This window comes from Metabacillus idriensis (genome assembly GCF_050483325.1).
Classification (GTDB): Bacteria; Bacillota; Bacilli; order Bacillales; family Bacillaceae; genus Bacillus_P; species Bacillus_P idriensis_A.
The window spans coordinates 135960-159867 of record NZ_JBCMYF010000012.1 but is presented as its reverse complement, the minus strand read 5'-3'; the positions used below and the strand labels follow the sequence as shown (position 1 = coordinate 159867).

Here is a 23908-nt window from a genome sequence, read left to right as displayed (position 1 = left end):
CAATCCTCCCCCTTTCACTATTTTAAATAATTCATTATCGCAAAATCTTGTTTGTCGATTTCAGATATTAATAAAGCCTTCCAATTTTGCTCTTTTAAAATTTCTCTTAGTTCTTCATCATCTTCAAGTAATATACCAACCTTTTGGGATTCCCAAGCCAGTTCAAGTTCTCCAATGGTTCCTTGTTTTGTGGCAATTTCATATCCTACTTCCGGTTTAGGACCGTTATGCTTTATTACTTCTCGTAATATTGACACACATTCCTCATCAACTATCTCCAATAGATCCTGCCATTCTTGAGGAACACTTTGGCTTACTCCTTGTACATCTAATATAATGTCATCTCCAAATTCATCTATCAGTTCTCTCGACACTTGATGAACCCTAGGAAGAAATTGAAGTAAGTTACTTAATCGCCAAAATTCATTCCAAGTACGCTTAAAGTCTTGCAAATTTCTATTCGTATAATCATCTTCAATACGAATAATTCCTTCAACAGTTTTAACATCAACATTGACATCCCTACCATTCATTAACAACATGATTTGTTGAATAACTTGTGGTGGAATTAAAAAGAAACCTTTAAAAATATCATTGTCTGATATTTTATTTTTTGGTACATAAAGAAAATTCCCTTTTAAAGCATTATCAGGAATGTCAATTGATGGCTTAATTTCAGATGTTGCAATGTCTCTTATTTTTAGTAAACCCAGCTCTTCTTCAATTAATGGATGTTTTTGTCTCCAACCAAAAATTATTGAAAAAGCATATTTCCCCCATTCCTCAATATCCGGGTAATTTAGTAGCGTAATTAATTGTTCTACCTTGTTCATGTTCCACAAAGATTTCGGTTCATTCTGTAATATATTTTTAAGTACTTTATTAAATTGAACAACTTTACTTGACTCATCAAGGGCTAACAGTTTTGAAAAGGTCTCTTGTTTTTCATTTTCAAATTCTTCTACATCGTCCCATGTAAGTGTCCAAACACAAAAATTTTCAGAATCTCGAATAGCCGTTCTTTTTCTAATGTCTATTCCAACTTCGCCACGTCTTTCATGAGGCTTAACATGATATTTAAACCCATCTAGAAATACAGCAATTGGCTTAAAATTAGATTGTTGATTGATAGGATAAAATACGAAGTCTGGTCTACTAGATATTAGCACACCTTCCTCTCTGTTAAGCTCAACTTGAGGAATAATCCTCCACCATTTTAATTTATCAAGGGTAAACTCATAACACATTTTTCCTTGGTATAGAGTTTGCTTCCATATATCTTCACCTTGATTAATAATCACAAAGCTTTTAAATTTTTTTAAGAACCGTTCTTCTAATTCACTCTCTACTAGGCTCTCTATTGTTACATTAGATAAAGTACTTGTTGGTTTCAACTTATCTTTTTGATCTAATATTTCTTTTAATAACTGCTCACCTTGGGTTCTTGAAATAGAATCAATTTCAAATTGATTTTGATAAGCATACAAGCAATTATAGCAGCCATCTCTATCCTCTTCAGTGTCCTCATAATTTCGACACTTACAGGTAAATAAAGCGTCATAAGCCTTTTGTAGAACATCCATAAAAGCGTCTGTCAGCACTAGATTTTTTAAATAACCTGTTCCACCGGGTACTTCATCATAAATAACCAAGTAGTGACGACTTCCATGCTCTTCTCCTTGTACGGGTTCAAAATGTTCACGAACTACTAAATGTCCCGGATTACCTCGATACCATTTTCTTAGACCAAGTTCAAGACAAGCTTTAAAAGTTAGCAATTTATTCGATTGCTTTGATGTTGAAACTGGAATCAACATCCTAATTGCTTCTGAAATAATTTCTCTATATAACACAACATCCGTCCATGCATCTTTTTCGTTTTGATTTTGTTGGTTATATTTGCAATTATAACGATGTCTTGGTTGTTTAGGACCCTCTATAAAAGCGGGCTTTTTTACTATTCCACAATCTTTGCATACACTAAATCCAGTTTTAGATACTTCTTCCCCTGCAATATCCATTTTGTTATTCAACGATAAATTTTGTTGATACCCAAAATTTATTTCTTTCATTTTTACTTCACTTAAATATTCGTATCCAAATGGAATATCATCAATAACAAATGCCTTAGTTGGCTGATTATTTCTAATGTCAAAAAAGTGTTGAATATGATATCTATTTATTTCACGTTCATCACCTTCATCAGAAGTTGCACTAGAAAGTTCATCAGTTTTGGATTGAAAATATTCAAGTTTTAGCATATCTCGATTCTGTCCCTTGTCTTCCCAAGCGGTACTCCCACATATTGGACAGGCTGTTTTGAAATGAGATTCAGTTACTAATTCCATGTGGGAACAGTCATTACAAAACTTCCACTCTTCAAATTTAGGATTTTTCTCTCCCCCAGTTTCAATTTGATCGATTAAAATCTTTCTTCTAGAAGCATAAAACGTATTATAAGGTGCAAATTCTCTAAGCGCTGACCTCGCTGGTCTCAATAACTCGAAGACATCATACGGATCATCTTCCTCATTCAACTTTCTCTTCTTTATAATCGCTTTTAACTTTATACCACTTTCAGGAAAAGCATAGTTAGGAAGTAATCCTTCATTTGTAAAAAGTTCTAATGGATATTTTTCTTTAATATCATTCATCATTCTGAACACTAGTTTACGTTCATTTTCTAATTCTTTAACTTTTGTATCAAAATCTTCAATTACTAATCTGTTTGCTTCCAATTTTCTGATTTCAGTTCTTATATTTGCAGATAGTTTCTTTAGCCTTTCAAGATCTTCCTCTGTTTTCTTCAAAACGTTCTTAATTGAGCCTTCAAGTAAATTCTGTTGAACGTACTCCCTAAGCATTTTATCGTTTGATTCCGATAGAATACCTTTATAAAGATGTGTAAAATTATTTATCAATAAACTTTTCCCTTTTTCATAAAATTTTATGAAAGTTGCAGGAAATTCTCTCTTTTTATATTGAGTAAGCATCATCTGCACTTTATTTGGTAAATTCTTTGCATTATGGTCATCTTTTGCCCAAGTATCCATGCAAAACGCAAAAAAATGACGTTTTAAAATTTCAGGGGCATCTAGGTAACTTCCTGGTGGCGCAACTGAACCTGCCATCATTGCTAAAGGTTCTGAATAAAAGTATAAATCGTGTTTCTGTGCCTTAGACATCGTTATGATTAGTGCATTTCCTGTTTTTCGACCAGCTCGCCCTACCCTTTGAACATAATTTGCTGTGGCTGGTGGAACAGAGTTTAACATCGTTGCAGATAGGTCACCTACATCAATCCCCATTTCTAGTGTTGGTGTACAAGTTAGGAGATTAGGAGCATCCGCATAGCTTTCCCCTTGTGGTGATTTAAATAACCTTTCAACTTCTTCTCTTTTTGTTCTCTCAAGTAAACCTGTATGCTCTTCTGTGAATATTCTTTCAATATGACCTGTTGAATATAGTTTACGATAGAAACTTTGACGGTCTTCTTCGTCTAACTCATAATGTCCCTTACATTGATATCGACGGCAAGTAGCACCTATCCAAATTGAATGCTCACTGTCAGCAACAGTTAGTCGATATCCACAGCTATTACAAATAATCCCCTTAGTTTCTGTTGTAACATAAAGAATACCTGGTTTTATTCCATAGTTGGAAAGGTTGACTCTTGTTACACTATGTAGTAAACCTTCTTCATCAGCTAAATTAATGAACTGTAAATAAATTTGATTCATGTCTTGAATAGATAGTTTTGGCGATAAACTCCGACTCATCCAATCAATAGCCCAAGAATTTCTATTCCCCCCTGTTATTACTGAATCAAAGTTATTACTATTCTTATCATTAGTTAAGAAATAAGGAATTGCACCACCTATGGGAGACATATGCTTTTCAATATTTTTCGATAATAAATAGGTGTTTCCTTTTTGATCATATCGATACTTTGAAAGTAGTGGATGATCAATTCCACCTCGTAATTTAATCCTCATTAATAACCCTTGAATAAACTGCTTGACCTTTTCTTCTCCTAAATCTGATATTACCCCGTAATCACCTGATAAAAATGTAGTAAATTTCTCGGCTACATTATTTACTCTACTTGGGTCAACAAAAACGGTGGAACTTCTAACCTTATCTAGAGTTCGGCCAATTCTAGCACTAAAGCCATACTCCATTGTAATTTCCCATGATAACCTTTTATGCAAAATAGCCTTTAACTCATCAGGAAGTAATTCACTTTTATTTTTAATAAACTTTTTATAAATTGGTTCTTCATTTAAATCAGGTGGCAAAAATGTAGCAGTAAAGTGCTGAACCGGATTTTTAAGGCTTTCATCATTTTTAAAACGATTCATCCAATAATCATAAAAATATGCAGGTAATTCTACCAATGTCATAGGACCTTCAATGGTTTCTACCGCTGTTTGAAGAGCAGTACGAAAATTAAAACGATAGGTCCTGTTTTCAAAGAAGCTAGCCCTATGTGATGCATCTTGAACAGAATCTGTAAAAACAAGTAATTTTTTATCTTCATTAAATGGTGATGTGTACAAATGACTTATTGCAACTGAAGCTAGACTTGCAGCTTGAGAACCTGCAATGATTATTGAACCCTCTGAATCACATTTTGGACAGGTATGTCGATCTTTTGGTGGTTTTGTATTTGTTACTTTCCCTTCTCTGATTATGACTTTAACTAACATTTCATTGCTATTATGAAAAGTTTGGATGGACAAATCTTTTGGATTCAAAAATACCCTTTCTGCCAATTGTTGTTGATCATTAACATAAATTTCTTCTCCATCATCAAGATAAATGTATCTCGTGTGACGGCTCTTATCGAAAAATCGATTATAAATTGAAGCAGTTTCAGTCTCAAGAGGCCCACTTCCATCAATTTGATGTGTTAACCATCCAGAGTGTCCACAGTCACGACAGTAATACATTGGTAAACCCAATTTATTATCTAAAGGTTTACTACCGTCTTTCCAATAAAATTCAGGTTTATTACTAACCTTTCGCAGTAACCGGCGCATTTCCCGAATCCAAATCTGAACCTGTACCTGTAAAAAAGGAATTTTCCTTTTTCCATCCATTAGCTTTGCTGTAGAAATTAATGTTATAAATGAATGTAGAATTTCTTGTTGACGTTCCTTTTTTTTGTAAGCAAAATCTTGATCTCTTTTTGAAACTCTTTCAATTAATTCATCTATATCTACTATTTCATTTCGGAAAGATGACAATAATGTGTAAAGGAAGTTATGCTCTTTTAAAGAGTCGCCCAACTCATTTTCAGTCAATTGATCCGTATCAAACCAAACCTTCATTTGAGAGCGTATAAATGCGTCCTGTGATTCACCCACGAAATGAATTAGTCTTACCGAATCATCAGGAAGTTCATAATACTTTGTTTCATGATCTAAAAAATCAGATAAATTAATTCGGTCTTCTAGGATAACACTTTCTTTCTCAAAAGCTTCTCCAAAAATAGTAGATGAGAAATCAGTTAGAGTTCTGATTGAATCTTCATCCTCACTCGCAATAGTTGCTGATGTTCCGACCATAGCAACTTTACCCGGTTGTATATTAAGTCGTGCCTTTAACCTACGAATAAGATTTGCCACGTCCGAACCCTGCGCACCATCATAGGTATGTAATTCATCAAGCACTAAATACTTTAGCGTATCTTCATTATTATTCTGCCATAATGGACGATCTTCAGGACGAATGAGTAGATAATCAAGCATCTTATAGTTAGTTAATAAAATATCAGGGGGGGTCTTACGTAATGTTTCTCTGTCATCAATAACATGATCTTTTCCCATTTGCTTATACTTACCGTTGCCACCAACGTACATCCCCACCCTGATATGGCCAAGTTTTTCTTCATCAGCATCAATCATTTCTGCTAAACGCTTCGCTTGGTCAGATGCCAGAGCATTCATAGGGTATAAAATAATTGCTTTAATACCGTCTATCCCTCTTTGGTGGTAACAATAATCTAGTATGGGGTACGTAAAACACTCTGTTTTACCAGAGCCAGTTCCAGTTGTCACCAATGTTGGCTTTGGCAGTTCGTATTGACTAGATAATCGCTCAAAAGAACGTAATTGATGTACATATGGTGTAAACGGTGGGAAAATTGTCAGATTCTTTTGCCCTTCCTCTGCTTTACGAAAAGGGAGCCTTACTGAAAGATAAGGCCCCTTAAACATTCCTTGCTCAGAATCCAATAAAAAGTCTTTTAGATGCTCAGCTAGTGATTCATCTTGTAAGCTAAAGGTAGTGTCTAAATAATCAATTACTGTTCTTTTAACTTCACTAGCTAAAATAGATGGGATCATACATTAATCTCTCCTTTAGCTTTTTCTTCATTTAATATCTTTGAAAAATATTCATATGCTTGGCGCATATCTTTTTCACGATCACACTTGTCGAAAGGCGGAAGATAACCTTCTAAATTAGGATCTTTTTCTTCCACATTCCCATTGTAATTCGTATAATAATTTAAAATGTTCTTTGGAACCAACATTCCACGTTGATCATAATGGTTCTCTAATTCATACTTTTGGAGAACTGGGAATTGTACCTTATAAATTGTAACTAGTTCTTCGTAAGTTAAATTTAAAACTAATGCTGAAAGAACATCTATTTCTACCAATGCTAAACGCCTCTCAAAGTCATTCCGGAAAGCAATATTTGGCGTCCATTTAGCTTTTAAGTTTTTCCAATCACTTAAACGATTATCTGCCTTAGAAAAACTATCATTATTAAATAGAGGTTTGTATAACTCTTCCCATAAACCTGAATAAAACTCAGTTAAGCAATTTAATCTTAATGCCCTAGAAATAATTAATTTATTCAATACATTATCATTACTTGGAATAGGTAGATTATAAATGACCTTACTTAAATTTGTTCTTCCAGTACTTCTTATATAAAAATCTAAAAGTATAGAGGAACACATTCCAGAAAATAAAGCCATTAAATTATTATTATTAAATCCTAATGATATACAGGCATTTATATGAGAAGGTAATTTAGGTATTATTGCGCCAATCAAGGTTCGTTCTCCCGTAGGACTTAACATTTTTCTAAAAGCTATTCTATAGTAATCCGTTATTTTTTTTCCTTTCCAATTTGGAACGTCATTAAATGCTTCATCACTTAATAAATAATTTGTTCTTGGTAAATAGTCTTGATCAATTTCTAATAAATCGATTTTGCTGTAATCCCTATGACTTTTACATCCTTCATTAGGTGTTTGATAAATAGGATTTCCCACATAAAAATGTGGACCAGAATAAACAAAGTGTGAAATATCATTTACAAATGTAGTATTTCTGATAATATTACCTGATTTTTGATCATTTGTTTCATGAAACATTTCAGTATCAAAAATTTGCTCTTTATATTTAACAAGTTTCTTGTCATATTTTGAAAGCTTATTAATTACACTTGATAAAAGTGTTGAGTGGATATTAATTAGTTTTGTATGTTCAATTTTAACCCCTTCTTCTTCGTACATTTTGTTTATACTTTTTAGCAATTCAAAATCAAATTTTATTATTCTTTTACTATGTCCTTTAAGTTCCCACTCATAATTATTAGTTTTAAACCCCGGAACAATACCTTCGCCATTATGAGAGAATGATTCATCAATTGTTTTTGGGTGAAATAAATTAGATATATTTATAAACTCGATTGTTTCTTTATTACTTGGAGAATATATACTACATCCATACTTCTTTTGGTTACCTATATCTGGAAACAATTTCAATTCATTAATGTATTGGAAATGATAAATCATTTTTGGGAATAAATATTCACGTAGTTTCTCACCTTGAGCATCATCATAAATTCCTTCTAGATGCAGGAAACCTAGCAAGCCTTTAGAATTAGCTAACTTTATAGACATTAACATGAAGCTCTTATAGAGGTTTAATTGAACTCCCTGTAACTCATTGTATAAATAGGAACTTAAAAATGATTTTTGACCTGTAGTAAATGCGAATTCCTCTAAATATTCTGTTTTACCCTTAGAATCTGATATTAATTCATTTCTTAATTTAGAAACTTGTTGAGCAGATAGTTTTTTAAGATTAATGACAGGGAACCTTTCAGATAATATGCCTCTCTCTTCCCAAGTAAATTTTATCCAAGGAGGGTTGCCCACTATTAAATCAAAACCATGCTTGTTATTAAAAATTTCAGCAAAATATAACTCCCAATGAAAGAATCTAACTGTATTAGATATTTTGGAGATAACTGAAAAGCGTTCAACTGTGTTTACCAAATCAGTTAAATTTGGTCCGTATCCTCTTGCTGCATCGAGAATGACTGATATCTCAAGTAAAAACTCATCTCTAGATGGTAATAAATAAGCTTTCTCAATAGGCCAAACCCATAAAGCACACCAATAATCCATTACCATTTTTAGTACATTAAAAGGAGATGTTGGAGAGTTAATAATTTTATTAAGTTCTACTTCTTTAGTCTCAATTGATGAGTAACGTTTTTCACTTTCATATAATCGTTTTCCCCAGATGTTAATAGGTTCATTAGTATTTATCAGTAAATTTTTCCTTTGATCACCATGTCGCTTCCATAATTCATCAATTATTTTTGATAAAGTTTTTAATGTTTCTACTTCATCCTTACTATATTTTTTTGTAAATTCATTCCGCCATTGCTTCATATATTCAATATTTTCTTTTTCTATACTTTTTACTACTTTATCTTTATCAAAAGAAACCATCGCCTTATCAGGGATTAAAAAGTGATAAATACTATCATTATCCCTATTTTTTAAAGAAGAAACAGTTTCAGGGACTTTATTATGCCAATTCCCACTGATTAAATCTTTCCCTTTAAATACTTGTTTTCTAGCAGATAATAGACTATTCCCAACTGCAAACCGATAAGAAAACCACGGTGTTTTTGAACCTTCATAAATAATATTTAACCACAACGAAACTTTTGCTAATTCTACAGCCGTAGGATTCAAGTCCACTCCATAAATATTGTTTGTAGCTATAAAAGCTTTTACTCTTTGTTTCTCATGCCCATAATCATCTGGAGTAATACTTTCCCCAACTTCTTCCTGCTTTCTTAACAAATATGCATCAGCCAACTGGTTGATTGCTTCATTTAAGAAAGCACCACTGCCCATTGCTGGCTCACAAATTGTAAGTTCTAATATTTCATCAGCAGTTTTATTTTTTAAAAGTTCTTTTAGGCTATATTTAACTAAAGACTGTGTTAAAACTTCGGGTGTATAGTAACTTGCAGATTTTTCCCTATCACGTCCAGCTAATCTGAATATAAAGCTGCCTTTTTCATACTTTTTTCGTCTATTAATTCCATCATCATCTTTAAATAATACAAACTCATCATCTTTATATTGATTAATATCAGATTCTGGAACAAAGTATGATTGACCAGTTTCATCTGTACTACTTACATCAGCAGGTTTTACTTCATATAAGGTTTCCTGTGCGAAGAATCCCGAATAAGATAATAACCCTTCATATACTGCTCCTAATTGGTTAATCCCTAGTTGAGCATAACTAATTCTTCCACGTTGTTTGCTTCCTTGTTTTGATAAAGATAATAACTGTATAACTTCTTGTAAAAAATAGTTACGAAACTTTACTGATGAAAGTAGTGGTGTTTGTTTTGGGTCAAATAGGGGACTTTGTAAGCCGTCTATCCTAAATGCAATATCCACAAAATTCCCACTTTCGTAATCCGCCTCAAACTGATCATCATTTCCAAAGCCATCATTTACAATTTTAAAAAGGGTAGTCAAGCTTTCATGTAAAAAGTATCCTTCCCTAGAAGCCTCGGTTGTGAGAGGAACCAACTCTAGCTCTCTTAATGTTTCTAAGCTATATCCAAGGCGATATTCTTCACTTTTCATCGGTACAACATTTAATTGTTCACTGCGAGATTCAGCGTAAAATAGAAACAACAAACGATATAAATAGTTCAAACATTCTTTCGTTAACTTGTTTGCTAATTCCTCATCACCATAGATCTTTTGCTTCGCAACCTTTGATCGGTAAAGGATAAATTCATTCCCTATTAACTCAACTGCACGGCGAATTCCATACTTTAAATCTTCGGAAACAGAAAATGCGTGTTTATGTGAGTTTTCATCTAATTCATCATGAAGAATATTTCCTTCTTCTGGCGCAAGGGCATCTTTTGATAACAAAGCAGCTGTAGCTTTAAGTGTTTCAGTTTGCTTACGACCAAATATTTCATCAAGGTCGAATAATAAGTACTTACCGTGTCCCCATTTATGTCGATCTATTAAATACACTTTTTGGCCTGCTAGTAGTATAAGCCACCTTGGCGGTTCCTCTAGACGAAAAATTTCTTGAATAGCAATATCTAGTGAGTCAACAAACCAATTATCTATATCATTAAGATTATTAAATACCATTGGTTGTTCAAATATTGATACATCATCAGCCCAGAAAACTGTTTCAATGACCCACAAGTGTTCATTACCACCTCGACTCACAGTAGATAAAACAGGTAAGGCACGTCCACCCTCAGTAAACTTTATTTTTTGTTGTACATTGTAACCAAGACTTTCAAGGAAATTAATATTAAATTTATTTGTAACCTCAACACGGTCTTCAGGCTTCTTTTCGTTAAAAGCATCTGTTTTTGCTTTAAAATACTTTTGAGCAACACCTGATAACTTTTCATAAGGTGAACGTTCTTCGTTTTCTTGCCACTTTTTATATAGACCTCTTAAATCTCCTTCTAACAGAGAATCTAAATAATGGTGGCTGTAAAACTCATTAATATTAGAAATTCCAGTTAAATCACATGCCATATTTTCACTCCCTTATTTTCCAATAAAAACGGCTGCTATTCGTAAAAACGGTCTATTATCTGTCGACATTGTATTTCTAATCCAATCTTCGCGTAGTTGATATAACTCTTTCACAGTTTTTCTCTCATTTTCAATTCTTGCAGTTATATGTTTAGGAATTGTTCCCCGTGCTGCCTTTTCTTGTTCTTCTTTAGCTAACAAATCAAGCTTTTTATCTCTCCAACTTCTTAATTTTCGTAAATCACTTGTTATATCTTTCATCAATAATTTACTTCTTTCGTCACGAAGTTTATTTAAAAACTCTTTTGAAAAATTTATTGCTTCGTATTTCTTATCTTCAAGAATTGAAAGGTCAAATTCAACCTCACCGGGATTATATAATTCAGAACTTATATTCAAATTTTCTTCAAGTTCATTAAATCTATATACTTTAGATTCTTCTTGCTGGCTTAAAGCCTCAACTCCAAACCATTGAGAGATAACTGGTTGCGCTCTCTTATTGAACATTACACCTTGCATAAAGAAAATTACTCTTCCTTCGTCAAGTGTTGGCAATTGTATGATAGGTGCTTCATTTCTATCATATTTTACAATTACTCTCTCTGTTAAATATGAAAACAAAGGATGTTGCTCCCATAATAATTGTTTTTTAGGCCATTCCCCCTGTTTTTTTCTAGCTTCCACTATAGATTCTTGCATCATTTCTCGGCTTGTTGTAAGCTGAAACTCTTTATTTTTAGGTATAGCTTCATCCGGCATATGAATTAAAACTTGCTTAACGTCATCAGGAACAAACCAAGTTATAGATTCTTTCTCTGTGGAAAACTCAATTTGTTCGTTATTACTAATACCTTCATCAAGAATAACCTGAAGACTTTCCTTCATAAATGTGTAATCGTCCATCCAATGGTATGCTTCACTTTTATCATATTGATCAATTGATGTTGATTCTGCTTTGTTTAGCATTTGATCCATCTGACTTAACATTTGATCCATGTCTAATTCATCAAAAGATGGTAGAATTTCGTCCGCAGTTTTACCTTCCGCCAATTCTCGTTCAATAAATTCTTCCTCTTCTTGAGGATTAAATAGTTGCATAATAGTAGCAGCATCACCTAAGTTTTTATGAGCTTCTTCTTCCTTCTCGATCAACTTATTTAAGATTCTAAAATCACCCTTAATATCTTCATCTTGTGATTTGGTTAGTAAATAATAGATATGTGGTGTGTGATTTTGTCCATAACGGTCAATACGACCGTTACGTTGCTCTAATGTTATTAAAGACCACGGAATATCAAAATGGATGAGATGATTACAATAATAATGTAAATTCACACCTTCTGAAGCAACATCAGTTGCTAGTAGCAGTCGAACTGGCTCATTTCCTTTCCCAAAACTTTCAACAATACCTTGTTGTTCAACATCAGACATTCCAGCATGAAATACTCTAACTACCTTTTCGTCAACATTAAATTCTTCTCTAATTTTCTGTGAAAGGAATTCTAATGTTTGGATCCGTTCAGAGAACAAAATGATTCTCGGTGAATTTTTGTTTCCAGTCCATTTAAGGTTCTTTAATAAAGATTTGAACTTCTCAAATTTACTAAACTTATCATCAGTAATTTGATTCAGTAAATCTTCTACCTGAAGTAACTTTTTTAAGTCTTCTCCGAAAACTTCTTCTGTTTTAGGATCTTCTTCGATTCTTTTTTCTAATTTATTAATTCTTTGTCGAACCGTATGTAAGCAAGCAGCAGGACTCGATAAGAAAGCTTTAAATAATGTGTTTTTAAATAACGTGTCCTTTGTTCCTCTAATATCCGAAATTCCGGGTAAAGATAATTGTTTCGATCTTTTACCATCTAATGTGTTAAATCTTAAACTATGCATATATTTAAACAGTCGTTCTTCTTCGATATTTGCCGGCATCTCTTCTACGTGTAATTCACGATCACTGAATTGATTTCCAACTTCTTGCTCAATGTCTTTTTTAAATCTACGAGTGAATAGCCCCTCAATTTCTTCACTTGTATAATCTTCTTCATCTGCAATTGCTGTTGGTTCAATCATATTAATTAACTGAGCAAACGATTGCGGTTTCCCATTATGTGGAGTAGCACTCGTTAAAATTAGTGAATCGCACGTTCTAGCTAACAAGCTCGCTAACCTATTTCGTTGTGTATTTGCATTTGCAACATTATGGCACTCATCAATAACAATCGCATCCCAATGGCACTGTTCTAGATAAGTACGATATTGGCTATCATTTTTAAGCGTATCAACTGATATAATTGCTTTACTATAATAGTTAAAAGGATTCTTATTACTAGGGATTTTTGAGCGTACTTTCTGAATACCTACGGAATCCAAGCGAACTAATGGGATTGTAAAGCGTGACCACATTTCTTGTTGAAACTGGCTAAGCATTGATTTCATAGTAACCACTAAAATACGATCTCCACGTCCTCGTTTAATCAATTCAGATAACAATATTCCTACCTCAATTGTTTTACCAAGGCCAACAGCATCTGCAATTAAGATTCGAGGACGTAGATTATTTAAGGCCAGGCTTGCTGGCTTTAATTGATATTCCGAAAGATTAAAAGCACCTTTATATCCTATATATAGCTTATTATCAATAGGTGGTGTTTTCCTAAGAAGAGCTTCTATATATAATCTGCTTTTCCTGTATTTTTCTGTATCGTCAAACACAAAATGAGTATCTTCCGGTTTAATCTCAATAATTTCGTCAAGTGTATCAAGGAATACTGCTTCATGGTTTCTTACTAATTCAGAAACACCTATAACTTTATAACTGTGGCCATTCTGAATTTTATTTACGTTCTTTACTATCCACTCTTCACCGCGAACCTCTACCCTCGCTCCCGGTGCAATCAATTTCTGTGATTTAGTTTTTGTATGCATATTATCAACCTCACTACAATTTGACTGTTAGCTCTTTCTTATCAATTAAATTTAGACATTCATTTAAAATATCTGCATCATCATCAAACCCAAGTGGAGAAAACAGGTCTTTTTCATCATCATTAGCAGTTACAAAATAAATTATAGTTGCAACTATATATTTCTTTTTTTCATTATCTACATCCTCGTAATCATCAATTAAAACCAAACAAACGTCCTTAATTTTATTTGCTAATTCAACATTTATAAACTCATTTGTCATTGTTTCCTCTTTTACTTTTTCTATATATATTTCAAGACTTTGTTTTAACAATTTAGGGTTTGTATATATCTCCCCATGTTCTTTAACAATTTCACGAAACTTTTTAGATGGTTGTTTATTAAAAAAAGATTCTTGTCTCATTAACTTTTCCCCCAGTTGTTCTTTTTTTGGATTTACCTTTAGGTAAAATTATACAGGAGTTATTAGTAGTAATGAAGATATTTAGAGATTTCCAAAAAAAGTCTAGAACTAATATCCTATCTTGAATTAGTGCTATTATAAACTATTAATAATCCTCTCAATATAGTTCTTTTTATATCTAACTGAAACATATTAATCCCAAGGAAAATTGAGATTATTTTTAAGGTCGGAGTGATGAGAACTACTTCCCTTTTTATTACCTAATCTTCACTTTAGGTTTACCCTCCTTAAATACCCCACCGCTAAACTTTGATGAATTTACACCCAATATCTTGCATCGCCTAATTAAGGGGATCAATGTAAAAAAAGACAGCACACTGGTCATTCATTACCGGTGTGCCGCCCAAATTTGAATATAAGTAGATTTTCCCCTTAACGGGAACCTGCTTCTTCTTTTAAAACCATCTGCACCACACACTCCACATGCGCAGTATGCGGAAACATATCCACAGGCTGAATATACTCAACCTTATACGCCTTCGAAAGTGTCTTAATATCCTTCGCCAATGTAGACGGGTTACACGACACATAAATAAACTTCTTCGGTTTAACTTTCAATATCGCACCAAGCAGTTTTTGATCGCAGCCTGTTCGCGGGGGATCGACGACGACTGCGTCAGGGCGCCAGCCTTCGCCTAGCCATTTTGGGAGCCAGTGTTCGGCTGTGCCTTTTACGTAGGTTGCGTTTTTGAAGCCGTGTTTTTTGGCGTTCTTTTTGGCATCTTCGACGGAGTCGGCGATGGTGTCCATGCCCCTGATTTCTTTGGCCCCGTCCGCGAGCCACATCCCGATGGTGCCTACGCCGCAGTAGGCGTCGACGATTTTTTCTTTGCCGGTCAGCTGGGCGGCTTTTTTGACTTCGTCGTAGAGTTTGACGGTCTGGACGGGGTTGAGCTGGAAGAAGGCCCGTGCCGAGAGGTCAAAGGTCAAATCGCCGAGCTGTTCCTGGATGACTTCTTCTCCGTCTAAGTGGACGGTTTTTTCCCCGAAGATCAGGGATGTTTTTTCACCGTTGATGTTTTGCATGATGGATTTCACTTCAGGGAGACGCTTGTTGATTTCGCTGACAATCAGGTCCTTGCGCGGCAGGTTTTCCTGTGCAGTGATGAGGACGATCTGAACTTGTCCGCTTTTGAAGCCGACTCTGCTGACGATGGTCCGGACGATGCCTTTGCGTTTCCGCTCGTCGTAGATGGATACTTTCAGGTCCTGCAGAATTTGCTTGACGGTCTGAACGACTTTGTTTGTTGCTTCGTGCTGCACGATGCAGTGATCGATGTTGACAAGGTGGTGGGAGTTCTTGCTGTACAGTCCCGCAATGACTTTCCCGTTTCTGAGTCCTGTCTGGAACTGGCTTTTGTTGCGGTAGTTCCACGGGTCCTCCATGCCGATTGTCTGTCTGATGTCGGTTTTACCTAGATCAAGTCCGGAAAAACGCTCCATCGCCTGGACGACAATGTCTCTTTTTTCATGCAGCTGTTTTTCATAGGAAAGGTGCTGAAGCTGGCAGCCGCCGCATTCGTGGTAGATCGGGCAAGGCGGGTCAACTCTATGTGGGGAGGCCTTCCTGATTTTCTTCACTTTGCCCTCGGCGAATTTGGTGCTGATGTTCGTCGCTTCCACCACCACTTCTTCATTAGGCAGGGCACCTGGTACGAATACAACCTGCTTTTTGAAGTAGCCGACTCCTTCTCCGTTGATTCCGAGTCTTTTTATGGTTAAAGGAAAGGTTTGTCCCTTTTCCAGAGGTATGCCTTTGTTTTTTTCATTGGTCTTCATGTTTGACGCTCCATTTCTATTCAATGCTTCTCCATAAATAAAGGGAAGCATAGCTTAAATAAGGGGCCCACTCCCTGCTCAGCTCCTGCATCTCTTCCAGAGTAGGCTTGCGGTCGAGGCCAAAGTGCTTTTTCATTGCATTTTGAATCCCGATATCTGCAATCGGAAACAGATTTGGCCGTCCAAGTCCGAACAGCAGCAGGTTCTGGACCGTCCATGGCCCTACTCCGCGGATTTTTACGAGCTCCTTCAGGATTTCCTCATCCGGCTGATCTTTCAATTCTTCAAGGTTTATTTTGCCTTCTGCAAGCAGCTTTGATGTATCAATCACATACTCCGATTTGCGTCCGCTGAACTGCAGCTCACGCAGGTCGCTGTAATCAAGTGCCGCCACTTTTTCAGGAAGCGGATAGAACCAGACTCCGTCCACCTGCTCACCAAATGCATGGACAAACCGCTCTGTCAGCGTATGGGCAAACTTGAGATTCAGCTGCTGGTGGATGATGCATTTCATCAGGCACTCATACAGGCCAAATTCCAGAACGAGCGGTGTGCCATCATGCTCGTGAAATATACCGGCTATGTTTGAGGAACGAAAATGAGTCTGAACGTCAAGCAGAGAAATATCCCACTGAAAGATGCGCATCGTTTCTTTCAGCGCCGCCTCGCGGTTTGCGCTCCCGCTCACTAAAAACTCAGGTGAATCCTTCGTTCCAAGAGCCTTCACCTTAACAACAAACGGTTTTTTTTCATGATCTCTCATCGGAATGGACACTTCGCGTTCAGCCATCTTCACATGATGCAGCGGATCCATGGATAATCGGTCAAGGACACGGTCAAAATCATATGGAGGATCTATCTTTACTCGCTCTTCCCACATTCGTTCTCAAACCCCTTATTTTTGATACTGACTATTATATCATGAAACGCCCGGGGAAAAGGGAAAACTCCCTGTGACCTTGGTCAGAGGGAGAAAAAATGCGGCTGATGGAATGTCCTGTCTATCATGAGATCGTCAAGACTTTTAAAGATATAGCCCTGTTTTCGGAGATCTGTAATCGCTCTGTCAAGCGCCTCTGCATTGTCTTTTGAAACGGTATGAAGCAAAAGAATGCATCCGGGATGAATCTGGCTCATCATCTGATCATAGGAATATCTCCAGCCTTTTTGTGCATTTGTATGCCAGTCCACAAAAGCAAGCGACCAGAAAACCGGCTGGTACCCGAGCTCTTTGGATTTAGCCAGCACCCGCTCGCTGAATACGCCCCTAGGCGGACGGAGATACTGAATGCCCTGATAGCCGGTCAGCTGTTCTGTCTTTTCTTTTACGGAATCCAGCTCTTTTTTCAGCCTTTCATCACTGACTTTTGTCAGATCAGGATGATGCCATGAATGGTTTCCGACAATATGCCCTTCATCTGCCATCCGCTTTACGAGCTCTGGCTGATCAAGGAGATAATGACCGGTCACGAAAAAGGCGGCAGGCACTTTCTGTTTTTTCAAAACATCAAGAACTCCTCCGGTATACCCGTTCTCATAGCCGTTGTCGAACGTGAGATAAATGTATTTCTGGCTCGGATCTCCCATAAAATAAGCATCATATTTACTAAGCAGCTTCATAAGCGGCTCACCGGGGTTCGCCGATTTGTGGTTTCTGCTTTTTTCAAAGCCCCAATTGATCGGCTGGTTGGAGACGGACGCTCCAGCTGTATTTATGCCGAATGATAAAAACATCAGAAAGCTAAATATAGCGCAACAGTATTTCAAAGAAATCGCTCCCCTGACATAGTTTCTATTTATAGTGTTGGAAAGAGAGGAGATTACATACTGTTTTTTAGAAGGTAACATATGGAACCAACTGAAAAAAGCCGGAATAAATCCGGCTTCTCCTTAACTGAAAACAGGTTCTTTAAATTGTGACAGCTTTTCAAGAGAGTTCTGATCAACGTCTGCATGAAGGCTGTTGCCATGCGAATCCATTGTAACTACCGCCGTAAAACCTTCAACCTTCAGGTGCCACATCGCTTCTGGAATGCCGAATTGCATCAGATCGACGCCTTCAACAGATTTAATGCAATCTGCATAATACTGTGCAGCTCCGCCAATTGCATTCAGATAAACTCCGCCATGTTCATTTAGGGCTTTCAGTGTTTTTGGCCCCATGCCGCCTTTTCCAATGACTGCGCGAATGCCGAATTTTTTCATAATATCGCCTTGATATGGCTCCTCGCGGATACTTGTCGTCGGGCCGGCTGCTTTTACATGCCAGTTTCCGTCCTCATCCTTCATCATAACCGGCCCGCAATGGTAGATGATTTGACCATCAAGATCCACTGGAGCGTCATGATCAGATAAGTATTTGTGAATCGCGTCGCGGCCTGTGTACATCATGCCATTGATATGAACGACATCCCCAACTTTTAAATCACGAATCTTCTCTTCTGTGATTGGCGCTTCAAGCACAACTTCACGCGAAGATTGAGGTGTTTCTTCAGCTAGATCTGCCTCATTCAGGTTTGGCATTTCACCTTCCTGGTACAGCCAGTTTTGAATTTCACCGCTTGCAGCATCAATGTTTACTCCTAAACGGCGGTATGCCCAGCAATTATAGGCAACAGATACAAAGAAGCTGGCAGGAATCCGGTTCATTACGCCAACCTTGCATCCTAATAGAGTTGCTTCTCCGCCAAAGCCCATCGTTCCAATACCGAGCTGATTGGCTTTTTCCACAATGTATTCTTCAAGCTTTTGAAGATCCGGGTTTGGATTGACGTCTTCTGAACTTCTGAAAAGCTGGTCTTTTGCAAGCTCATAGCCTGAAGTGCGGTCTCCTCCAATACCTACCCCGATGAAACCTGCACTGCAGCCTTGTCCTTGTGCCTGATAAACAGAATGAAGAACGCATTTGCGGATGCCGTCTAAGTCCCTTCCTGCTTTTCCAAGTCCATCAAGCTCACATGGAAGACTGTATTGAATGTTTTTATTTTCGCAGCCGCCGCCTTTTAAAATTAAGCGGGCATCAATGTAATCTTTTTCCCATTGCTCAAATTTAATGACAGGGGTGCCGTATCCAAGATTATCTCCGCTGTTCTCGCCAGTCAGTGAATCCACAGAGTTTGGACGCAGCTTTCCGTCTTTTGTCGCTTGCGCAATCGCGCGTTTGATCGCTTCTTTCATTTGCAGCTGGTTGGCGCCAACCGGAACTTTCAGTTTAAAAGTCGGCAGACCTGTATCCTGACAAATAGGCGATACATTCTCATCAGCCATTTTGATATTTTCAGATATAGTAGCGAGAGACATGGCAGCGCGTGTTCCTGCATTCTCTTTCATCTTGGCTTTTAATATCGCCCGGCGGACATCTTTAGGAAGTTTTGTTGATGTTTCAACGATTAATTCATACATGCTTTTATAAAATTTTTCCATCCTGTTTCTCCCCTTTTTGTCTATAGAATTCGGTCAATTCATTCGATTTTTATTATACTCCTTTGCTTTTTAGTTGGAAAGGCTTACAGCTTGGAATTTACTGCATGCCAATATTGTCGTTGCATAAAAAAGAATCAGCTGTCTCAGCAGCTGATTCTCACTATTCTTTATCCCAGTCCTTTTTAAACTGCTCCTGCTTTACTTCAAGCTCATCAAGCATTTTAATTAAACGATCAATATCCTCTACGTCTGTTGACTCAGGATCCATTGAATCGATAACATTCATAAACATATTTAAGCGTGTTTTTAAATATTTTAACTGTGAGTCTTTATCATGAACGGCGTTGCCCAAGATGTATCTCTCCTTTCACTGATAGTGATATCGTAGCTTATTTGCCATGCTTTGACAACAGCACGAGCCGATAAGGTATTCTAAAATATGAAGTTCATGATAGAATGTTTTCTATGTGAACTTGAAAAAGGAGTTTTATGAATGAATGCATCAGCAGCAAATACACTTTTGCCCATTACACCTTCTCATGATCCATGGGAGGCTTATTTAGATATAAAACAGTATGGAAAATTAACCTTAACAAATGTTGAATTTACGACTACGACCCTGTGCAATATGCGCTGTGAGCATTGCGCTGTTGGCTATACGCTCTCCCCAAAAGATCCGAAAGCATTGCCGATTGATTTAATCCTGAAAAGGTTAGACGAAGTAGAAACGCTCAGGTCAATTAGCATTACCGGCGGGGAACCTATGCTGTCGCTGAAATCAGTGGATAATTATGTGCTTCCTTTATTAAAGTATGCCCGTGCACGGGGGGTTCGTACGCAGATAAATTCAAATTTGACACTTGATTTGGCGCGGTATGAAAAAATTGCTCCCTACCTGGATGTTTTACATATCTCTCATAACTGGGGAACGCAGGATGATTTTGCAGAAGGCGGATTTGCGATGATGGACCGGAAGCCGACTTATGAGCAGCGGACTGCTTATTTTGACCGGATTATTGAAAACAGCCGTGCTCTGGTGGATGCGGGAGTGATGGTTTCTGCTGAAACAATGCTGAATAAGCGGACATTGCCTCATATTCAAAAAATACATGAACAAATCGTGAATGATATGAAATGCCAGCGTCATGAAATTCATCCTATGTATCCCTCAGATTTCGCAAGTGCCCTTGAGACCCTTTCATTAAAAGAAGTCAGAGAATCGATTCATCAGCTGCTCGATATTCGCAATGAAAATGTGTGGATGCTGTTTGGCACACTGCCTTTTTATGCATGCAGTGATGAAGAAGAGGACATAAAGCTGATCAGACGGCTTCGGGGAAGCAAAAACGTAACAGTGCGCAATGATCCTGACGGCCGTTCAAGACTTAATGTCAATATTTTCAACGGAGACATCATCGTAACAGACTTTGGAGATACACCTGAGCTTGGCAACATTCAAACAGATACGCTCCAGTCAGCCTATGACCGCTGGAATGAATCCAAGCTTGCACAAGAGCTTAACTGCCATTGCCCCGCTGTTTCATGCCTTGGTCCGAACCTTCTGGTGAAAAATAGTTATTATCAGGATCTTGATTTTAGGAAACGAAAATCATTCATATAAAAAAGCGGGCCGATGAAGGCCCGCTTTTCTATTATCTCGGCTGTTCTGAAACGGTAAACCCAAAAGAAGCGTGATCCTGAACCGGAATCCAGGCGCCTATTCCCTGAGATGTTACATTTTGAACAACAATTTTTCGTTTGTTTCCTTTTAACACTAAGTAGACTTCGCCGTATGTTACTTTTCCCTTTTCATTAACCGCCGGTGCATAAGCATTTAAATAGCCGACGCGTTTTGGCGGAATGTTATAGATCTGTTCTTTTTTTGATCCCGTTCCGATGATTGTCTGAAATGATAAAGGCAGGTTTGTCTTTTTCATGGCCTTTAGGAGCATCATTTTTTTCACATCTTCTTCACTCGGAATATGGGCGGTTAAGCCGCCTTTTACCTGTTTTTGGGCTTCTTGCTTGTAATGAATTTGAGTTGTTGCCTTCCCGCCGCGGTTATCAAAGAAATTGGTATTGATTTTCCGGTATTCCCAGTTAACCGCAGTTTCACTTGATTCATAATTTAATGCCCATTGCCCGAGGAAAATCGTTGCTCTGTATCCGATTGAGAGCGGATTATCAGAGATGGTCGACTCATTCAGGAGACGGATTAAATTAGGATTTTCAATCGGAATTTTAGATGTTTCGATAAGGCTTTGAGCAAATTCGCTCGGCTGAAGATACGGGAGATCCTGAGTTGGGTTCGGATACGTATTCTCCTTTGAGATATCCAGAACAGAGCTTGGCACCTTCGTTTTGTTCGCAGCAAAAACAGAGCTTGAAAAACCAATTGATAAGAGCAAAGCCATTGAAACGAGCATCCATTTTCTCATTTCCTAAACCCCTTTCGGTTGCTTTACAATTATTGTTTTCAAGCTCTTACTTCTTTATCCAACATTTTATTTAAGTTTTAGCCACCCATTTTCCAATCACCGCGTTTACAGGAGGGTTGCACAGCTGAATCAGCGGTCCGATTGCGAAGGTGATAATAATTGTCCCAAGACCAATAGGGCCTGCAAATAAAAGAGCCAGAAGAAGAGCACCCACTTCGCCAATTGTTTTAGCAGCCATCAGGCTTAGTCCGAACTTCTGATGAAGCGTAATCATGAGCTGGTCAATTGGATTTGCCGGAAAGCTTGTTTGAAGATAAATAGAAACACCAATGGCTATTAATAATATCCCTGAAAATAAAATGACTCCCTTGAAAAAGATATTTTGTGCATGGAAGTCCTGAAAAATCGAAAGCATCCAGAAATCAACAAAAAAACCGATTACTATAATAGTAAAGACGCCGAGCACTTTTGGGGCTTCTCTCATAATCACGGCATTTAAAAGGATAATTAAGATTCCTACAATAAAAATCCAGCTGCCGACTGTTAAACCGATTTGATCTGTCAGTCCGACATTCAGTGCATCCCATGCCCCTGCCCCCAGATTTGCTTTAATCGTCAATGTCACGCCAAAAGCCAATACAAATAAACCGATTACAAAAAAGGCCAATCGATAAATCATGCTCTCCATCCCCTTTAATCTCTATATGTATGTCCTTCTTTTGCAGCCGAGAATTAAAAACTGAATATTTACAAATTTTAAATAATATGCTACATTTAGACCAACTCCCATGATATCATGAGGGTTAGCTTCTTATTAATTGTTTCGTCCTACACGTAAAAATGACTCTGTGCTGAGCACAGAGTCCCTTTTTTTTCACAAAAGATAAAAGCCGATGCCCATGATCAAGTAGGCTGCAAGCAAGGTAGCCCCCTCAAACCAGTTCGTGTCCCCATCATTCGTAATCGAAATGGTGAGGAGGACGGCCGTTACCATAGAAATCAATTCCGGCATTGTAAAGACAAGCGGCATTTTTTTTGTGAACATTAAGGAGATCAGGACAAGCAGCGGCGCTACAAACATGGCGATCTGCAAGGTAGATCCCACCGCTATCTCGACTGCTATATTCATTTTATTTTTATAGGCCATAATGATTGCAGATGCATGCTCTGCAGCATTTCCGACAATTGCAACAATAATGACCCCGATAAAGAGTTCACTCCAGCCAAAGCTCTCGCCGACAGCCTCAAATGTATGAACGAGACTCTCTGATACGTAAGCTACTGCAATTGTAGCAAGCAAGAGGATTGTGAGGGCTTTTTTAGCCGACCATTCCGGTTCTTCATGCTCCTCTGCCACATCTGTATCATGCTGATAAACACCGCGGTGTGTAACAAGCTTAAAGAACAAGGCTGCTAAATATAAAATAATTAAAATAACGGAAATGCCTATACTCAAGTTTAACGTTTTTGCCTCATCCATGTCCATTGCAAAAATTTCAGGGATGACAAATGCCACGATAACAGCAAACATTAAAAGACCTGAATTATGCCTCGCATCGTATACATTGAATTCCTGTCTTTTGAACTTTAATCCGCCAACGAAAAAGGACAATCCCGCTACCAGCAGCAAATTCCCAAGGACAGAGCCTGTTAAAGAAGCAAGAACAACGCCAATTAAACCTGCTTTTAATGCAAAAATAGAAATGATCAGTTCTACAGCATTTCCAAAGGTTGCGTTCAGCAGGCCTCCAATTCTCGGACCTGTCACAATTGCCAGGCTTTCCGTCGCTCTTCCCATATAACCCGCAAGAGCAATAATGGTTATACAGTAAACGGCAAACATGATGAGCTGCGGCCAGTGCATCAGACTCCCTATTACAGAAAGAGGAACACCTGCCATTACAACAATAAAAAAGATTCGATTCATTCCATTCTCACCCTTTCTCCTCCTTATTCTTTCTCTATTACGGGAAAAATTAAACCACATGATTCTGCTGCGTATGAAAACATTAATTTGATGCA

13 protein-coding genes are annotated in these 23908 nt (G+C 37.3%); 1 reads left to right on the top strand and 12 read right to left on the bottom strand.

Annotated elements, in window-relative coordinates:
* Nucleotides 1–17 precede the first annotated feature (17 nt).
* The 9 genes from ABEQ24_RS09185 to ABEQ24_RS09145 form a co-directional block, all read right to left on the bottom strand.
* Nucleotides 18–6350 carry a DEAD/DEAH box helicase gene (locus tag ABEQ24_RS09185; RefSeq protein ID WP_430006504.1) on the bottom strand — a complete coding sequence of 2111 codons (6333 nt, stop codon included), beginning with the start codon at nucleotides 6348–6350 and terminating at the stop codon, nucleotides 18–20.
* Nucleotides 6347–10858 carry an Eco57I restriction-modification methylase domain-containing protein gene (locus tag ABEQ24_RS09180; RefSeq protein WP_430006503.1) on the bottom strand — a complete coding sequence of 1504 codons (4512 nt, stop codon included), beginning with the start codon at nucleotides 10856–10858 and terminating at the stop codon, nucleotides 6347–6349. Before ABEQ24_RS09180 ends, ABEQ24_RS09185 begins: the two co-directional genes overlap by 4 nt.
* Nucleotides 10859–10870: 12 nt before the next feature.
* Nucleotides 10871–13783, bottom strand: a complete 2913-nt coding sequence (locus ABEQ24_RS09175) for a helicase-related protein (RefSeq protein WP_430006502.1) — start codon at nucleotides 13781–13783, stop codon at nucleotides 10871–10873.
* Between the two features lie 13 nt (nucleotides 13784–13796).
* Nucleotides 13797–14186 (bottom strand): hypothetical protein, encoded by a 390-nt coding sequence (locus tag ABEQ24_RS09170; RefSeq protein WP_430006501.1) that lies wholly within the window; start codon nucleotides 14184–14186, stop codon nucleotides 13797–13799.
* A 432-nt stretch (nucleotides 14187–14618) separates the two neighbouring features.
* Entirely contained in the window at nucleotides 14619–16025 is a 1407-nt protein-coding gene (gene rlmD / locus ABEQ24_RS09165) for a 23S rRNA (uracil(1939)-C(5))-methyltransferase RlmD (RefSeq protein ID WP_430006500.1), read from the bottom strand.
* Nucleotides 16026–16041: 16 nt separating this feature from the next.
* Nucleotides 16042–16905 (bottom strand): DNA-3-methyladenine glycosylase family protein, encoded by an 864-nt coding sequence (locus ABEQ24_RS09160; RefSeq protein WP_430006499.1) that lies wholly within the window; start codon nucleotides 16903–16905, stop codon nucleotides 16042–16044.
* Nucleotides 16906–16988: 83 nt separating this feature from the next.
* Nucleotides 16989–17759 carry a delta-lactam-biosynthetic de-N-acetylase gene (gene pdaA, locus ABEQ24_RS09155; RefSeq protein WP_430006564.1) on the bottom strand — a complete coding sequence of 257 codons (771 nt, stop codon included), beginning with the start codon at nucleotides 17757–17759 and terminating at the stop codon, nucleotides 16989–16991.
* Nucleotides 17760–17915: 156 nt separating this feature from the next.
* Nucleotides 17916–19448 (bottom strand): fumarate hydratase, encoded by a 1533-nt coding sequence (locus tag ABEQ24_RS09150; RefSeq protein WP_430006498.1) that lies wholly within the window; start codon nucleotides 19446–19448, stop codon nucleotides 17916–17918.
* A 160-nt stretch (nucleotides 19449–19608) separates the two neighbouring features.
* Nucleotides 19609–19800, bottom strand: coding sequence for an SE1561 family protein (locus ABEQ24_RS09145; RefSeq protein ID WP_070879697.1), 192 nt, complete (start codon nucleotides 19798–19800; stop codon nucleotides 19609–19611).
* A 141-nt stretch (nucleotides 19801–19941) separates the two neighbouring features.
* Here ABEQ24_RS09145 and yfkAB point away from each other — a divergent pair, with 141 nt between their 5' ends.
* Nucleotides 19942–21069, top strand: a complete 1128-nt coding sequence (yfkAB, locus tag ABEQ24_RS09140; RefSeq protein ID WP_430006497.1) for a radical SAM/CxCxxxxC motif protein YfkAB — start codon at nucleotides 19942–19944, stop codon at nucleotides 21067–21069.
* A 31-nt stretch (nucleotides 21070–21100) separates the two neighbouring features.
* Here yfkAB and ABEQ24_RS09135 read toward each other — a convergent pair whose 3' ends face one another.
* The 3 genes from ABEQ24_RS09135 to cax form a co-directional block, all read right to left on the bottom strand.
* A complete protein-coding gene (locus tag ABEQ24_RS09135) occupies nucleotides 21101–21886 on the bottom strand; it encodes a YfkD family protein (protein ID WP_430006496.1) in 786 nt (261 codons plus the stop codon).
* A gap of 70 nt (nucleotides 21887–21956) precedes the next feature.
* A complete protein-coding gene (locus ABEQ24_RS09130; RefSeq protein ID WP_430006495.1) occupies nucleotides 21957–22565 on the bottom strand; it encodes a YczE/YyaS/YitT family protein in 609 nt (202 codons plus the stop codon).
* A gap of 195 nt (nucleotides 22566–22760) precedes the next feature.
* The gene (cax, locus tag ABEQ24_RS09125; RefSeq protein WP_430006494.1) at nucleotides 22761–23813 is read right to left on the bottom strand and encodes a calcium/proton exchanger; all 1053 of its coding nucleotides are present in this window, start codon (nucleotides 23811–23813) and stop codon (nucleotides 22761–22763) included.
* Nucleotides 23814–23908 lie beyond the last annotated feature (95 nt).

Coding starts and splice junctions, on each gene's coding strand:
- ABEQ24_RS09185 (WP_430006504.1), bottom strand. CDS start 6,350: ATGATCCCATCTATTTTAGCTAGTGAAGTTAAAAGAACAGTAATTGAT.
- ABEQ24_RS09180 (WP_430006503.1), bottom strand. CDS start 10,858: ATGGCATGTGATTTAACTGGAATTTCTAATATTAATGAGTTTTACAGC.
- ABEQ24_RS09175 (WP_430006502.1), bottom strand. CDS start 13,783: ATGCATACAAAAACTAAATCACAGAAATTGATTGCACCGGGAGCGAGG.
- ABEQ24_RS09170 (WP_430006501.1), bottom strand. CDS start 14,186: ATGAGACAAGAATCTTTTTTTAATAAACAACCATCTAAAAAGTTTCGT.
- rlmD (WP_430006500.1), bottom strand. CDS start 16,025: ATGAAGACCAATGAAAAAAACAAAGGCATACCTCTGGAAAAGGGACAA.
- ABEQ24_RS09160 (WP_430006499.1), bottom strand. CDS start 16,905: ATGTGGGAAGAGCGAGTAAAGATAGATCCTCCATATGATTTTGACCGT.
- pdaA (WP_430006564.1), bottom strand. CDS start 17,759: ATGTTTTTATCATTCGGCATAAATACAGCTGGAGCGTCCGTCTCCAAC.
- ABEQ24_RS09150 (WP_430006498.1), bottom strand. CDS start 19,448: ATGGAAAAATTTTATAAAAGCATGTATGAATTAATCGTTGAAACATCA.
- yfkAB (WP_430006497.1), top strand. CDS start 19,942: ATGAATGCATCAGCAGCAAATACACTTTTGCCCATTACACCTTCTCAT.
- ABEQ24_RS09135 (WP_430006496.1), bottom strand. CDS start 21,886: ATGAGAAAATGGATGCTCGTTTCAATGGCTTTGCTCTTATCAATTGGT.
- ABEQ24_RS09130 (WP_430006495.1), bottom strand. CDS start 22,565: ATGATTTATCGATTGGCCTTTTTTGTAATCGGTTTATTTGTATTGGCT.
- cax (WP_430006494.1), bottom strand. CDS start 23,813: ATGAATCGAATCTTTTTTATTGTTGTAATGGCAGGTGTTCCTCTTTCT.